This window comes from Streptomyces sp. NPDC046716 (genome assembly GCF_040645755.1).
Classification (GTDB): domain Bacteria; phylum Actinomycetota; class Actinomycetes; order Streptomycetales; family Streptomycetaceae; genus Streptomyces.
In genome coordinates, this window is sequence record NZ_JBEYYU010000019.1 from 106113 (window position 1) to 121860 (window position 15748).

Annotated in this window: 7 protein-coding genes; 4 read left to right on the top strand and 3 right to left on the bottom strand. The window is 73.3% G+C overall.

Annotated elements, in window-relative coordinates; all coding sequences use genetic code 11:
* Positions 1-84: 84 nt before the first annotated feature.
* The 4 genes from ABZ930_RS16935 to ABZ930_RS16950 are packed head-to-tail and all read left to right on the top strand — an operon-like array spanning position 85 to position 13423.
* Complete coding sequence (locus tag ABZ930_RS16935; protein WP_361548210.1) at positions 85-9441, top strand: hypothetical protein; 9357 nt, start codon at positions 85-87, stop codon at positions 9439-9441.
* Positions 9438-12062 carry a right-handed parallel beta-helix repeat-containing protein gene (locus tag ABZ930_RS16940; protein WP_361548212.1) on the top strand — a complete coding sequence of 875 codons (2625 nt, stop codon included), beginning with the start codon at positions 9438-9440 and terminating at the stop codon, positions 12060-12062. The genes ABZ930_RS16935 and ABZ930_RS16940 overlap by 4 nt, the downstream gene beginning before the upstream one ends.
* A gap of 45 nt (positions 12063-12107) precedes the next feature.
* Positions 12108-12911, top strand: a complete 804-nt coding sequence (locus tag ABZ930_RS16945; protein ID WP_361548215.1) for a ricin-type beta-trefoil lectin domain protein — start codon at positions 12108-12110, stop codon at positions 12909-12911.
* Between the two features lie 32 nt (positions 12912-12943).
* Entirely contained in the window at positions 12944-13423 is a 480-nt protein-coding gene (locus tag ABZ930_RS16950; RefSeq protein ID WP_361548218.1) for an SRPBCC family protein, read from the top strand.
* 78 nt (positions 13424-13501) lie between these two features.
* Here ABZ930_RS16950 and ABZ930_RS16955 read toward each other — a convergent pair whose 3' ends face one another.
* From ABZ930_RS16955 to ABZ930_RS16965, 3 genes are all read right to left on the bottom strand, one after another.
* A complete protein-coding gene (locus tag ABZ930_RS16955) occupies positions 13502-14332 on the bottom strand; it encodes an ABC transporter permease (protein WP_361548221.1) in 831 nt (276 codons plus the stop codon).
* Positions 14320-15399 carry an ATP-binding cassette domain-containing protein gene (locus ABZ930_RS16960; protein WP_361548224.1) on the bottom strand — a complete coding sequence of 360 codons (1080 nt, stop codon included), beginning with the start codon at positions 15397-15399 and terminating at the stop codon, positions 14320-14322. Before ABZ930_RS16960 ends, ABZ930_RS16955 begins: the two co-directional genes overlap by 13 nt.
* A 71-nt stretch (positions 15400-15470) precedes the next feature.
* Positions 15471-15674, bottom strand: a complete 204-nt coding sequence (locus ABZ930_RS16965) for an MbtH family protein (RefSeq protein ID WP_361548227.1) — start codon at positions 15672-15674, stop codon at positions 15471-15473.
* Positions 15675-15748 lie beyond the last annotated feature (74 nt).

A 15748-nucleotide genomic window follows, 5' to 3' on the forward strand; every position in this document is an offset into this window, starting at 1 on the left:
GAGTGAACCGCCGGGCCTTGTGGTGCGTGGACGGGACAGCGAACTGAAGCGACTGTGCCGGTGAGACCCAGGAGGAAGCGGCCGATGCCCCGCCCCGGAGACTGGAACGCCCTCCGCATGGACTCCGATCCGACCCCCGGCGATGCGGAGAGCATCGACGCGGTGATCGCGTCCCAAGGCGAACTGGTCACGCTCGCCGACGTCATCGACAAGGGACTCACCGAGGTCCGCGACACCACCGGCGGCGCGTTCGTCGGCAAGACCGGTGACGCGCTGCGGAAGATCATCGACGACGACCTGCGCAAGTACGTCACGTCGTTCCGGCAGGCCCAGGAGGACGCCAGGAGCGCGCTGCGCACCTACGCGGGCGTGATGCGCGAGCAGCAGCGCAGGGCCGACGACGCGCTGTCGCAGGCGGCGGCGCTCGACGAGGACGACGAAGACGGCCGCAACGCGCACAAGGCCACCGCGGACGACGCGAAGGACATCCTGGAGCAGGCCGCGCAGACGGCGGCGTCCGCGCTGGAGACGGCGGCGGAGTCGATCGCCTCGCCCATCGACGAGTGCGAGGAGATCTGGAAGGCGCTCGGCTGGCTGGCGCTGATCCTGGTGATCCCGGCGATCCTCGTGGGCGGCCCGGTCGCGCTCTTCGCCATCGCCCTCAACGTGGCGCTGCTGATCAAGACGGCGGTCGACTTCGCCAACGGCGACGCCAGCGTCACCGACCTGATCATGTCGATCCTCGGTGTCATCGCGCCCACCACCAAGGGCCTGAAGATCGGCACGCTCTGGAGCGGCCTGAAGGGCCTCGGCACCAAGGGCTTCGCCGGCGGCAAGAACCTCCTGACCGGCGGGCCGAACGCGCTCGGTCTCTTCGGCCGGCTCACCCTCGGCCTCGACGACTCCTTCAAGGCCACCAGCGTCTGGCTGAACGGCCTCAAGGGGTTCAAGAGCTTCAACAACCTGCACTTCACGTCCAACCTCGGACTGAACGGCCTCAAGGGGCTGAACGGGATCCGCTTCGACCCGGCGACGCTCGGCAAGAGCATCGGGTTCTTCCCCGCCGCCGTGGACCTGATGGTCATCAACATGGCGGGCGCCAAGTCCTTCTTCGGACTGCGGGCCCTGGCCACCGGGATCAACGGCATCAAGGGCTTCGGCAGCAGCATGGCCAACGGGCTGAGCGGGCTGAAGGGCCTGCGGCTCTTCCTGCCGGTGGCCGCGGACGAGATGGGCGGCGGCCTGGCACTGGCGATGAAGATCGGCTTCATCGACCGCGGTGTCTTCGGCATGTACCGCTACGGGGCCTTCGTCAACGGCGAGTTCATCGGCGCGGCCAGCAAGGTCTCCGGCGGCGTGGCGTCCGGGTTCACGCTCTTCACGCCCGGCACCGCGCTCACCAACCTCCCGCACATCGGGCTGGGCGGCATGCGCACCCCGCCCACCCACGCCGCGGCCGACATCGGCGTGAACGTCGGCAACGTCGGCCTGGGCAACGTGAACCTGCCGTCGATGAACCTGGTGCCGAGCGGGGGCCTGCCGGGCTTCGGCGGCGGCGCGGGCATGTCGATGCCGGTGGCGGTCAACTTCGGTTCGCTGCCCGAGTTCGGCGTCTCCTTCGACCTGGCTCCGCCCTCCGTCGGTACGAAGATCGTCGACATCCCCTCGATGGGCGCGCTCGGCGTCTCCGGCGGCGCGCTGAACATGCCGATGCCGACCCTCGGCCCGGTGCAGAGCATCAGCGCCGCCCCGGACGTCTCCGGCCTCTCGGGGGCCACGGCGCCGGGTGTCGGCGCGGTGAGCGTGCCCGCGGTCTCGATGCCGGGGCTGGGGTCGGTGGCGACTCCGGGTGTCGGTGCGGTGGGTGCGCCCGCGGTGTCCATGCCGGGCTTGGGGTCGGTGGCGTCTCCGGGCGTCGGCGCGGTGGGTGTGCCTGCCGTGTCCGTGCCGGGTCTCGGCTCGGCGGCGACTCCGGGTGTCGGCGCGGTGAGCGTGCCGGGGGTGTCGATGCCGCAGCTCGGCGGGGTCCCGCACGTCGGGGCCGTGGCCGGCGGCGTGCAGATGCCCGCGCTCGGCGCCGTCACGGCGCCCTCGGTCGCGTTCGGCGGCGGCGTGGTCCCCGGCGGCCTCTCGGTGAACGTGCCGAACGTGGCGCCCGCGGTCACGTCGCTGGACGCCCCCGCGCTTCAGGTGAGTTCGCCGAACGCGATCCAGGTGAACCTGCCCTCGCTGGGGGCGCAGATCACGGACCTGCCGGGCGCGACGGGCCTCGTGGGACGGGAGAGCCTGACCGTGCCGACCGGGGGCCTCAACGCCGCCACGACCCCGATCACCATGCCCGCGCTCTCCCATCTCAACCCGGGCACGGCCCAGTTGAGCGTGCCGCCGGTCACCGCCGTCACCACGGGCGGCCTCGGCGGCGCGCCGTCGGTCAACCTCGCGCCCCCGACGGCGGCGCCCGTGGTGAACACCGTCGGCCTGACCCCGCCGACGGCCCTCGGCGCATCGAATGTGCCGACCGTGAATGCTTCGGCGGTGTCGGTGCCTTCGGTGGGCGGGGTGTCCGGGGCGGCCGTGAACGTGCCGACCGTGAATGCTTCGGCGGTGTCGGTACCTCCGCCGAGCGGGGTGACTGGCGCGGCCGTCACCGTGCCGACGGTCAACGCGTCGGCGGTGTCGGTGCCTCCGGCGAGCGGGGTGACCGCACCGGCCGTCACCGCGCCGGGCGTCAACTCCTCGGCGGTGTCGGTGCCTTCGGTGGGCGGGGTGTCCGGGGCGGCCGTGAACGTGCCGACGGTCAACGCGTCGGCGGTGTCGGTGCCTCCGGCGAGCGGGGTGTCCGGGGCGGGTGTCAACGTACCGACCGTCAATGCCTCGACGGTGTCGGTGCCTCCGGCGAGCGGGGTGACCGCACCGGCCGTCACCACGCCGGCCGTCAACTCCTCGGCTGTCTCCGTTCCCCCGACGAACGGCCTCACCGCTCCGACCGTCAACGCCTCCGCTGTGTCCGTGCCTTCGGTGGGCGGAGTCACCGCGCCCACCGTCAACTCCTCGGCCGTGTCCGTCCCTCCGCCCAACGGAGTGGACACGCCCGGTGCGAGCGGCGTGAACGCCGTCACGGGCAGTCTCGACACTCCGCCGCTCGCGGGCGCGGCGCCGACCGGGGCCGCCGCCCTGCCGAACGTCGCGCCGACCGCCCTGCCGCAGCCCACCGGGCTCCCGGCCGTCACCGCGCAGTCCGTGCCCCAGGCGCCGGTTCCCGCCCCCGCCTCCAACGCCCTCACCACCCCGTCGGCCGCGTCCGTGGAGACGCCCGCCGTCCCCGCGCCGGGCAACGGCACCGCTTCCGTCAACGCGGCGCCGCCGGCCTTCGAGGGCAGCAGCGTCTCCATCGCGGGCCTCAACGCCCTCTTCCGCGGCGACGACCTCCCCGGCACGGGCGGCGTGGTCCCGACCGGCGGTCTCACGGACAAGGCCATGGGGCCGCTCGACTCCCTTGCCGGGTACGGCGCGTCGAAGTCGTTCTTCACCCAGGACATCCGGGTGAACATGGTCCACGTCTCCTACGACCTCCAGCACACCTTCACCAACATCCCGCACCTGCCCGGCGTACGGGTGGACGTCGTGCCCTCCGCTTCGGGAGACGGCCGCCTGGTCGACGTAACGGTCCGCGGCAATGGCTCCACCGACGTGCGGACCTCGTCCTTCACCGTCGGGGACCAGCGGACCCTGCGCCTGGAGTACGACCTTCCGAACGGCGCCGGCATCCGGCGGCTCGACTACCAGCTCGACGCGGCTGCGGGCCACCCCCTCGTGAACGAGGAGATCATCGACGTCCACGTGACCGGCGGCTCGACCACGGTCTCCATGGAGATGGTGCCGGGCGGTTCCACGGTGCCCGGCGGCACGGGAAGCCCGGCGAGCGTCGCCGTCCCGGTGGTGGCCACGACCGCCCCCGTCGCGGTGCACGTGCCGGGCCTCACGGGCGTCCAGCTCCAGGTCCACGCGGGCGGCGCCGCCCAGCCCACGGTCACCGTGACGGGCGCGGCCGGCGCACCGCCCGTCAGGGCCTGGACGGACACCGGCACAGGTGGCCTCGTCCGGCTGCACGCCGAGTGGACTCAGGGGGTGCGCACCGTCCGGTCGGACTTCGGCTTCGACGGGAGCGGCTACCACTTCACCGGCGGGGAGGAGACGTTCGCGCTGCGCGGCGGCCACTACGGCGACTCGACGGTGGTGCTGCGGCTCGACGCGCACAACGCGCCGGTGACCGTCCAGCACCTCGACGCCGGCGGCGTGCCGCTCGGCGGCGGCCCCGTCCACCTCGGCCGGGACGGCTTCAACGTGCCCACACCGAACGGCTTCCAGACGCACAGCCCCGTCACCGGCCTGCCCACCCACGACGGCCTGCGGCTGCACGGCACCGGCGCCATGGGCACCGACCTCCACGTCGTCGGCCCGCACGGTGGCGCCGGCCCGCTGGCCCTGACCGACGAACTGGGCGCGCCCGCCCCCGGCACGGTCACCGCGCCGGCCGACGGCGGCGGCGTCTACCACGTCAACCGCACCGGCCACGGGAACCTGGTCGACGTCCACCGCCCCGACGGCGGCTTCTCCCACCAGGCGCTGCCCGTGCCCGGGGTCACCGGCGGCGCGTTCGTCCGGCCCGCCGGCGGGCCGCAGCCCGCGCCGACGCTCGTGCGCTCCGACGGCACGCCGTTCGACGGCGCCTCGGTGACCGCGCTCGACGGCGGCGGCTTCCGCCTCGAGCACGGCGGGCAGCACCTCGTCGTCGACGCGGGCGGCGTCCACACCCACGACGCGGTACGGCTCACCGGCGCGGACGGACAGCAGGTCTTCGCCCACATCCCGGTCGGCGGGCACAACCCGGTGGCGCACCCGTTCACCGCCGCGGGCACCCCCGTGCCCGCCACGACCGTCGTCCGGCACGGCGACACCCTGCACCTCTCGCGGCCGGACGCCACGGTCGCGGTGCACGACGTCCGCAGCGGCGCCCCGCTCTTCACCGGCCTCCCGGTGCGCGACGGCGGACTCGGCGCCGCCCTGGTGCGGTTCGGCGACGACGGCCTGCCCACCGGCCTGGTACGCCCCGACGGCACCCCGGTGCCCGGCGCGGGCGTCACCGCGCTGACCGGCGGCGGCTTCCGCATCGAGGACGGCGCGGCCCACCTCGCGGTCGGCCTCCGGGGCGACGTCACCCACCAGGTGGTCACCCTCCGGGCCCCGCACGGCGCGGGAGCCGACACCTTCGCCTTCGTCCGGACCGACGGGACGCTCGAGGCGCACCCCAGGACCGGGCTCGGAGCGGACCTGATGGGTCACGGCGTCGTCCGCACGCCCAACGGCTCCTTCCACGTCGCCGACGCCCGCGGCGACATACGCGTCCACGGCGCGAACGGCGCGTACTCCTTCGACGCCACCGCGCTCCACGCGCCCGGCCTCGGCGGCAGGTTCGTCGGTACGGTGCCGGGCGCGGCCGGGCCGCAGCTGCTCGACGGGGCGCTCGTCCCCGTCGCCGGCGGCCGGGTGGTGCCGCAGACCGGGAACCCGGCGGGCGGCTTCCGCGTGCAGGACGGCGGACACCACGTGCTCGTCGACGGGGCGGGCGACCTGACGCACCAGGTGGTGCGCCTCGGCCGCGACGACCGGCTCGCGATGGTCCCGACCGTCGCCGGAGGCCCCCACGTGCTGCGCGGTCCCGACGGCGCCCCTGTGCCGGGCACCACGCTGGCCCCGCTCCCGGGCGGCGAACTGCGCGTCACGGACGCCACCACGGTGACCGTCCACGCCGCCGACGGCACCGCCAACCTGAGCGCCGTACGGCTCGCCGACGGAGCCGGCGTCCGCGGCGCGGAGCACCTCCAGACCGTCGGCACCCCCGCGCCGCGCCTCCTCGACGCCGACCTCCGGCCGCTCGGCGGCCACACGGTGCAGACGCTGGCCAACGGGGACTTCCGCGTCACCGCGACCGCCGGGGACGTACGGCTCTTCGGCGCGGGCGGCGACCTGCGTGCCACGATCCGCCCGGCGGACGGCACCGGCCTCGGAGCGCACGTCACCGACGGCGTCCGCGGCACCACCTACGACCTCGCACAGCTCTCCGACGTCCGCATCGGCACCCCGAACGCCTCCCGGTACCTGGTCACCACCGACGGACCTCCGCGCGTCGTGGACGGCAACCTCCGGCAGGTGCCCGGCGTCCAGGTCGTCGCGCACGGCACCGAGTTCCGCGTCACCGACGGACCCGGCGCGCGCGGCGGCGAGTTCAGGTCCTACGAGGCAGGGGGTCGCCTCTCCGGCGAGCGGATCGTGTCGATCCACAAGGGCGCGGCGCAGCCGACCCGGCACTACGACCTCACCTATCCCGCGGACGGCACGACCGGCACCTGGCAGCTGGTCAAGCAGGGCCCGGGCGGCGCGGCCCTGCCCCACAACGACCGCGCGTGGTTCGAGAGCGGCACCATCGGCGCCAAGGGCCTGGACAACGGCCGCGTCAGCCTCGTCAGCCACTCCGGCAACGACGTGTACGAACGTCGGCCCCTGCACGGCGGAAACACCCTGTACGCCTTCCACGGAACCGGCGGGGCCGGCGACTTCGCGCGGACCAGCCAGCGCGGCACCTGGGCCGAGGTCGACGCGGGCGGCACCGTCGTCCGGCACGGCACCCGGCACTGGGGCGAGAGCGGCCGCAGCTGGTTCGACGTGCGCACCGTCAACGGACTCGACATCCGGGTGCGGCACTTCCAGCTCAACCCCGACGGCGGCCACGTCCTCGGCACCCTCGACAACAGCCCCGCCACCCAGTCGCTGGCCACCGGCACCTGGCACCGCTACGACGCGGACTTCCAGCACCTCGCGCAGGGCACCCGCGAGTGGGGCGCGGGCCGCGGCTTCACCGACCGGATGCCCGACCCGAACCACGCGGGACAGACCATCGTCGTGCACGAGAAGTTCGGCCGCTTCCAGGCAAGCCCGCACGACGTGCGCCGCTACTTCCAGCTGGAGATGAACGCCGACGGCACACCGAAGACCAGCTGGGTCTCGCACTCGCCGCAGGCCAAGGAGACCGGCGCGGGCAAGGACCTCGCGGACGGCTCCACGCTGGAGGTGCAGCGCCTCGCCGAGCAGCGCCCGCCGGTCAACTTCCGCCGCTTCATGACCTTCGACTACCGCACGAGCCAGCTGGAGCACGGCGCGTCCTGGCTCGCCGGGGACAGCAGGCTGCAGGTCGCCCGGTGGACGCAGACCCCGGCCGGCGGCGGAGCGCCCCTCAGCGGCATCCGCTTCACCTCGATGGACAACACCGTCACCGACATCGTCACCACGCCGGGCGCGGCCCGCGTGGGCGAGGTCGTGCGCGAGACGCGCAAGCTGGGCAGCGGCAACGACCTGAAGACCGGCGACGTCGCGCTGCCCACCACCGCCGCCCACGCGGGCGGCGTCCCAGCGCAGCCGAACCACCTGCCGTGGTCGGAGGGCGACGGCAAGCTCCAGGGCACCCGCACCTACGTCAACGGCGAGTTCCAGGTGACGCCGGGCAACGGCGGCCGCACCACGCTGTGGCAGGACCAGTTCCACCCCGGCCGGCAGGACGGCGACTGGTACACCTCGGGCGGCGGTGGCTGGCACGTGGCGCGCACCGGCCTGGACGACGGCTCGATGGTGGAGTTCCGTCCCCGTCCGGCGGTGCGGCCCGACGGCGCCGCCGGGAGCGGCGACCGGGACTTCCGCGTGCAGGTGCACTCCGGCACCGGCGACTGGACGCGCTTCGACCACCAGGGCTTCGTCCTGTCCCGGTCCGACACCTGGCCGACGCCGAACGGCGGCGGGACCGTCCAGGTCACGTCGACGGGCCACGCCGACGGCACCCACTTCACCTGGCGCGACGGCAACGGCAACACCGGCACCCGCTACACCGCGCAGAGCCGGGACGTGGACCGCTGGGGCTGGGACAAGGAGTCGTACCAGGACTTCGACGGCGACCTGCTGGTGCGCGAGCACCGCATGCTCTCCGACGGCGACGTCGTGGACGCCTGGCGCGTCTCGCGGGACGCGAACGGCGTCGAGGTGTGGAACTGGAACAAGATCGACCGGCACGGCAACATCAAGGAGTTCGGCACCGGGCAGGGCGACCGGGTCCGCACCTGGTTCGACGGCAACACGGCCCTGACCTCGTGGAAGCCGGGGGCCCGCTGGGAGGACAGCGTCCCCAGCCTGGGACAGAACATCCAGGTGATCCCGGTCAAGCAGACCACCGGCGCGGTCCGCTCCTTCTTCACCGACCAGCCCTTCCGCGTACGCGAGTACACCGCGAACCCCGGCGACGCCTTCAACGCGCACGTCTGGAAGGAGTTCGACACCGGTGTGGTGGTCCGCGAGAAGAAGCTGCTGACCAACAACACTTTCCTGGAGAGCGAGGAGTGGGGCAAGCACTGGCGCCAGTACGCCCCCGACGGCACCACCCTCATCAACGAGCGCTCCCTGTCGGGCTACGTCTGGAACACCGACGCCTTCGGCCGGACGACGCTGCTGGACCGCGTCACACCCGACTGGGCCCACACACCGGTCGGCCGCGAGACGAACTTCACCGGACTCGCCAACGAGTACCGGGGCTTCAGCCGCATGCTGCGCGAGCCCAACCGGTGGAAGTTCGGCCCCGCGGTCGCCGGTGAGTCCACCTACGCGCCGTTCGTCAGCAAGGCGTTCCAGCAACTGGCCGTCGAGATGGGCCAGGAGTGGATCGTCGACTTCGTCCTCAACCTCGCCGTCTACGGCATCGCCTCGGCCGCCACCGGGCAGCCGTTCACGCCGATGGACGTGGCGAAGGCGGCGTTCGGCGCGACCATCGCCGCCGGCAGCAAGGGCGTGTTCACCACCGGACACCTGATCGCCGGGCGCGGCGGCGCCTGGAAGAACGGCCTCTCCAACGTCGACGCCGGCAAGCCCTACGGCCTCCGCCCCAACGACGACAGCTGGGGCTCCGAATGGGCCGGCAACGAGAAGGTGATGCGCTGGCGCGCCGGCGTCTACGACTTCGCCAACAGCTCGATCAGCGGCGCGGTCGGCGCCTTCGCGAGCGGCGCCGCGACCGCCGCCGTCTTCGGCGTGAAGGACGCCAACGGCAACACGGTGTACCTCAGCGGCGCCGACGCCGCGGCGTACGGCGGAGCGGGCGCGCTCGGCGGACTCATCGGCGGCGCGACCATCGGCGCGGCCCGCAACCTGATGCAGAACAACATCGCCGGCCGCTGGTACCACCGGCAGGGCGTCATGGACATCTTCGTGATGCCCGCGATCGGCAAGATGATCGACAAGTCCTTCTCCACGTTCTTCTTCGGCGCCCAGGTGCGCGACTGGCTCGGCATCACCGCGCCCGCGGCCCCGGCGGAGACGGGCGGAGAGGGCGGAGGGACCACATGAACCAGCAGCCAGTGATCAGAGTCGGCGCCCGCGGCCGGGGCACCCACCGCACCCTCGCCGACGCGCTCGCCGCCGCCCCGTCCGGCGCCGTGGTGATGATCGCGCCCGGCGAGTACGAGGAGGAGCTGTACCTGCGCCGCCGGGTCACCCTCGTCCCCGAGTTCGGCGACGGCTCGGTCGTGGTGCGGCCGCCCGCCGGCGGCGCCGTGACGGTCACCGCGCCCGACTGCGCGCTGCGCGGCCTGGTGGTGCGCGGAGCCGACCCGACACAGGTGCTGCTGCGGGTGGCGGAGGCGTCCGCGCTCTCGCTGGAGGACTGCGAAGTGGCCCACGGCCGGGTGGAGGTGCTGGGCTCGACCGCGCCCGCGGCCTTCCCCGCGCCGGGCGGCTTCCCCGACGTACCGGACGACATGCGGCCGCTGCTCGACGACCCGACCTCCGGCGGGGTGCTGTGGCTCCGCCGCGTCCGGCTGCACGGGGCGCACCACGCGGCGCTGCACGTGCGCGGGGACGCGCGCACGCACGCCGAGGACACCGTGATCGAGTCCGTGCAGGGCATCGGGGTGGTGCTCTCCGACACGGCGACCCTCACCGCGGACCGGCTCCGGGTGGGCGACCACTCCGGCTCCTCCGTGCGCACCCGCGGCGGGGCGCGGCTGCTGGTCCGCGACAGCCTCCTGACGGGCGCGGGACGCAACGGGCTGCTGGCCCAGGACAGTTCGGTCGCGCTCCTCGAGGACTGCCGGGTGCTGGCTCCGGCCCGTGCGGGCGTCCACGCGGAGCACGGCGCGGTGGTGGAGCTGCGGGACTGCCGGGTGGTCGACGCGGGCGAGGACGCGCTCGTCGTGGCCGGTGAGGCACGTCTGCGGGCGGACTCCTGCCGTCTCACGGGCGCGGGCGGCGCGGGCGTCACCGGCGGCGAGCGGTCCACCGTGGAGCTGGCCGGTGCCACCGTCGCCGACTGCGCGGCGGGCGCCGTACGGCTCGGCGGCGAGTCCCGGGCCCGGCTCACCGGGAGCCGGCTGCGCGGCGGCGGTGCCCATCTGCTGACGGTGGCGCAGTCGGCGCGGGCCGAGGTCGACACCTGCGCGCTGGTGGAAGCGCGGAGGGACGGGATCCACACCTCGGGCGAGGGCGCTCTCGTGGTGCGCGACTCGACCGTGACGGGCGGCGAGACCGGACTCCGGCTCACCTCCACCGAGCCGTGCGAGGTACGGGAGACACGTCTGGCCGGGCAGAGCGGCGACGGCGTGATCGTGGCGTCGGGCGCCGTCGTGGAACTGGCGCGCGTCGACCTGGTGTCGCCCGGCGGCGCGGGCGTCACGGTGGACGGCGGGGCGCGGCTGTCCATGGACGGCGGCTCGGTGACCGACGCGGCGGGCAGCGGCATCGTCGTCCGCGAGGACGCCGAGCCGGAGCTCCGCAGGGTGCGGGTGGCGGACGCGGGCAAGAACGGTGTGTTGTTCGCCGCGGGTTCGGGCGGCACCCTCGGCGACTGCGACCTGTCGGGCAGCGGCTTCCCCGCCGTGCACGTCGGCGCGGGCGCCGCGCCGACGCTGCGCCGCTGCCGGGTCCTCGACTGCGCGCGGGACGTGGGACTCGCCGACGGCGCGGCCCCCGTCTTCGAGGAGTGCGTCGCCGTGGGCGTCACCTCCCCCCACTTCCCGACGAACCTCGCCGGCGCGGGCGGCGCGGAGCCGGTCCGGGCCGCCCCGGGCGTCCCGGCCGAACCGGTCGCCGGTGCGCGGGTTCCCCAGAGCGAGGCCGAGCCGACCCTGGAGGGCGAGCCGGAGCCCGAGCCCGAGGCGCTCGAGGACCTGCTGGCCGAACTGGACGAGCTGGTGGGGCTCGACGGCGTGAAACGCGACGTCAGCGGCATGGTGAAGCTGATGCAGACGGTGCGGATGCGGCAGGAGGCGGGGCTGCCCGCGCCGCCGCTCAGCCGCCACCTGGTGTTCGCCGGCAACCCGGGCACCGGCAAGACGACGGTGGCGCGGCTCTACGGCCGCCTGCTGAAGGCGCTGGGCCTGCTCGGCCACGGCCACCTGGTCGAGGTCGACCGCTCCGCGCTGGTCGGCGAGTACGTGGGCCACACCGGCCCGAAGACGACCGAGGCCTTCCAGCGGGCGCGGGGCGGGGTGCTCTTCATCGACGAGGCGTACGCGCTGGTACCCGCCGCCGGGGGCAACGACTTCGGGCACGAGGCCATCGCGACGCTGGTGAAGCTGATGGAGGACCACCGTGACGAGGTCGTCGTCATCGCCGCCGGCTATCCCGCCGACATGAACCGCTTCATCTCCTCCAACCCGGGCCTCGCCTCCCGGTTCACCCGCACCCTGCTGTTCGCCGACTACACCTCCCAGGAGGTCGTCTCCATCGTCGAGCACCAGGCGCAACGCCACCGCTACGAGCTGAGCGCGGGGGCCCGCACGGCGCTGTCGTCGCACATCGAGTCCATCCCGCGCGACGCGGCGTTCGGCAACGGCCGCACCGCGCGCCAGCTGTTCCAGCAGATGACCGAACGGCAGGCGCTGCGCATGGCCGAGCTGGTCGACCCCGGAACGGCCCAGCTGATGGTCCTGGAGGAGGCCGACCTTCCCATGTCCGGGGCCCTCAGCTGAACAACCGCCCGACCGTCCCCTCGCAACCCCCCCGCCGGAGGTCCCGTGTCACCGCCCCGCTTCTCCGAGACGTACTCCCGCAAGCCGTCCCGCGTACGGATCGGGCTGATGCCCGGCCGCCGTGTCTTCGTGACCGTGGGGTCGATCGCCGCCGTCACCGCGGCGGTCCTCGGCGGCACCGCCCTCGCCCACGGCCTCTCGTCGGGACCGGACGACGCGCGGGCGGACGTGCCGCCCGTGCCGTCCGCCTCCGTGAGCCTGACGCCCACCGCGGCGCCGTCGCCCGACGGCTCGCAGAGCGCGAAGGCCGAGAAGAAGAGCCACGAGAAGCACAGCGAGAAGCCGACGCCCACCGTCACCGTCCACGAGGGCGCCCCCGCCGGCGCGGCCGACCCGACGTCCGGTTCGGGGAGTTCGGGAGCGAAGAGCGCCGACCCCTCGAAGGACACGGTCGAGAAGGCACCCACGACGAAGAAGCTGACCGGCCCCAGCGGCCCGGTCAAGGGGCTCGCCGGCAAGTGCACCCAGCGCATGCCCAAGGGCCTGCAACTGCGCACCTGCGACGGCGGCGCCGACCAGGTCTGGTTCTTCGCCTCCGACGGCACCCTCCGCAATCAGGGGAAGTGCCTGTCGACGGTGGGCAACTCGACCAAGGACGGTGCCCTGCTGGTGATGGTGGGCTGCGACACCTCGCCGGTGCGGCAGTGGCGCATCTCGCCCAACGCGGACGTCGTCAACGTCGCGGCCGACAAGTGCCTGGACGTCGCCAACGCCGCCACCGCGGACGGCACCCCGCTCCAGATCGCCTGGTGCTCGGGCAACCCGGCACAGAAGTGGCAGACGCCCTGACCGGGGCAGGAACACGCATGTAAGGGTGGGGCATGACGACAGACAGGTTTGATGTCACCCGCCAGATCGCCGCGTCCCCGGCGGCGATCTTCGAGGTGCTGCGATCCCCGTTGGGCCACGTGGCCATCGACAGCTCGGGGATGCTGCAGTCCGCAGAGGGTGATCCCGTGAATGCGGTCGGGGACGAGTTCATCGTCCACATGGACCGGGAGGCTCTCGGTGACCTTCCCATGGGGCGGTACGACGTGACCGTGATCATCACTCGCTACGAACGCGACGCGCTCCTGGAATGGACGATCTCGGGCACCGTCCAGCCGCCCATCCGTCATCTCTACGGGTACCGGCTCGAACCCAACGAGACGGGCACCCTCGTCACTTCCTACTACGACTGGAGCCAGATCGACGACAAGTACCGCGAAGCGGGCGTCTTCCCGGTGATTCCGGAGGCTGGGCTACGAGCCACGCTCGGAATCCTTGCTCGCACGGTCGAGAGTGGGCCGTTCGCCCTCTGACGGGGCTCAGATGGGTCTCTCCCTCCAGGGCCTGTGGCGTCGCAGCGCTGAGAGGCCGCCGCGACGCCGACGTGGCCGTCAGCCTCGTGCGATGCGCCGGTATCGGCCGACCGCCACGGGCATGAAGACGGCGATCACTGCGCACGCACACAGAACCGCGTAACCAGTGGCGTGCTGGACGGGCCAGGAATCGGGTGGGACAACAGTCGACGGGGCCTCGTTGCCGAAGAGCGAGCGGGCAGCCGTGGCGGTCGCGGAGACCGGGTTCCACTCGGCGACCGCGCGGAGCGGACCGGGCATCGTGGTGACGGAGACGAAAGCACCCGAGACGAAGGTGACGGGAAAGAGCCAGATCAGCCCGGCGCTCTGGGCGACCTCGACGCTGCGGGCGATGAGTCCGACCGTTGCCCCGACCCAGGACATGGCGAAGGCGAAGAGCAGGATCAGGCCGTAGGCGGCCATGGCGTCCAGCGCCGAGCTCTCGACGCGCCAGCCGACCAACAGCCCGCACAACGAGGTGACGGTGAGCGTGACAGCGCTCATGGTGAGATCGGACAGAGTGCGGCCGAGGATCACGGAACCACGCGGCATGGGCAGGGCGCGGAAGCGGTCGACCATGCCTTTGTCCATGTCCGCGGCGAGACCGATGGCTGTGAACGAGGCGTTGAAGGTGACGGCCTGCGCGAAGATGCCGCCCATCAGGAACGTGCGGTACTCCGCGCCGCCGAGGCTGCCTCCGAAGACGTAGGCGAGCAGCAGCACGAACATCAGCGGCTGGACGAGCGCGGCGATGACCGCTCCCGGCGTGCGGCGCAGGTTGAGGAGGTTGCGCTCGGCGATCAACAGCCCGTCGCGCACGGTGCGCAACGATCCGGCCGGTGTCCGGGCGAGCAGGTTCACCGCCGCCATGCGTGGGCTCCCTTCCCGCGTCCGCTGAGACGCCGGCCCCCGGCGGGTTTCCGACCTTGGTCCGTGGGTGGTTCGGGTCCTTGCGCGTCCGGCTCCCCGGTGGAGACGCGAGGAGCCGGTGGCTTGCCGGTCAGCGCCAGGAACACGTCGTCGAGGGTGGGCGACGCGAGGGACACGTCGTGCACGGTGAGTCGCGCCGCTTCCAGCGCGGCAAGGGTGCGCCGCAGTGCCGGGGCGCCGTGGTCGGTGGCGACGGAGACCTTGCCGGTACGCCGGTCCACCTCCGGTCGGTACGGGCCCAGCCCCGCCAGCACCTCGGCGATCGCCCCCACGGTCTCCGGCACGGTGGGGCGGAGTGTGATCCGTTCTCCGCCGACAGCCTCCTTCAGCTCGGTCGCGGTGCCGCGGGCGATGACGCGGCCGTGATCGATGACGGCGATGGAGTCGGCGAGTTGGTCGGCCTCCTCCAGATATTGGGTGGTGAGCAGGACGGTGGTGCCGTCCGCCACCAGGTCCCGCACGGCATGCCAGGTGTCGGCCCGGCCCCGCGGGTCGAGGCCCGTCGTGGGCTCGTCGAGGAAGACGACGGCGGGCCGTGTGGTGAGGGCGCCGGCCAGGTCGAGCCTGCGGCGCATGCCGCCGGAGAAGCCGCCGCTGGGCCGGTCGGCGGCCTCGGTGAGCGCGAACCGTTCGAGCAGGTCACCGGCGCGCTGCCGGGCTGCCTTGCGGTTCATGCCGTGGAGCCGCGCGACGAGGCAGAGGTTCTCGCGTGCGGTCAGCCGTTCGTCGACGGCGGCGTACTGGCCGGACAGGCCGATGCGTTCGCGTACGGCCTCGGGTGCGTCGCGCACATCGTGTCCGGCGACCGTGGCGCGGCCGCCGTCCGGACGCAGCAGCGTGGTGAGGATGCGCACGACGGTGGTCTTCCCCGCGCCATTGGGGCCGAGCAGACTGAGCACACTGCCCGCCGGGGCCCGCAGGTCGATGCCTGCGAGCGCCCGGCGGTCGCCGAAGCTCCGGGTGAGGCCCTCGGCCACGATGGCGTCCCGCTCACCAGGGGGCGCCACGGCTCCGCCGAGGTGCCCCTGCTGAGGAAGGGGCTGCCTGAGGGGGCCGAGCAGGCTTGCTCCTGACGTGCTCATCGGGAGGCCAGCGCGCTGCGGGGCGTGAGATCCGTCCAGTGGGTGTCGACGTAGGCGATGCAGGCCTCGCGGGTCGCGGGTCCGTGGACGGGGCGCCAGCCCGCGGGGACGTCGGCGAACTCGGGCCACAGGGAGTGCTGGCCCTCGTCGTTGACCAGGACACGGTGCTGGACGGCGGGGTTGTCGAAGGGGTTGGTCATGGTGCTCTCTCTCGTGTCGTGTCGGGTGAACCGGGTTGATTTCGTGCGCACTTCGATCGCCGGGCCGGCCCGGG

What these genes read in the sequence shown, in the direction of transcription:
- ABZ930_RS16940 (WP_361548212.1), top strand. Translation starts at nt 9,438, where the DNA reads ATGAACCAGCAGCCAGTGATCAGAGTCGGCGCCCGCGGCCGGGGCACC.
- ABZ930_RS16955 (WP_361548221.1), bottom strand. Translation starts at nt 14,332, where the DNA reads ATGGCGGCGGTGAACCTGCTCGCCCGGACACCGGCCGGATCGTTGCGC.
- ABZ930_RS16950 (WP_361548218.1), top strand. Translation starts at nt 12,944, where the DNA reads ATGACGACAGACAGGTTTGATGTCACCCGCCAGATCGCCGCGTCCCCG.
- ABZ930_RS16935 (WP_361548210.1), top strand. Translation starts at nt 85, where the DNA reads ATGCCCCGCCCCGGAGACTGGAACGCCCTCCGCATGGACTCCGATCCG.
- ABZ930_RS16965 (WP_361548227.1), bottom strand. Translation starts at nt 15,674, where the DNA reads ATGACCAACCCCTTCGACAACCCCGCCGTCCAGCACCGTGTCCTGGTC.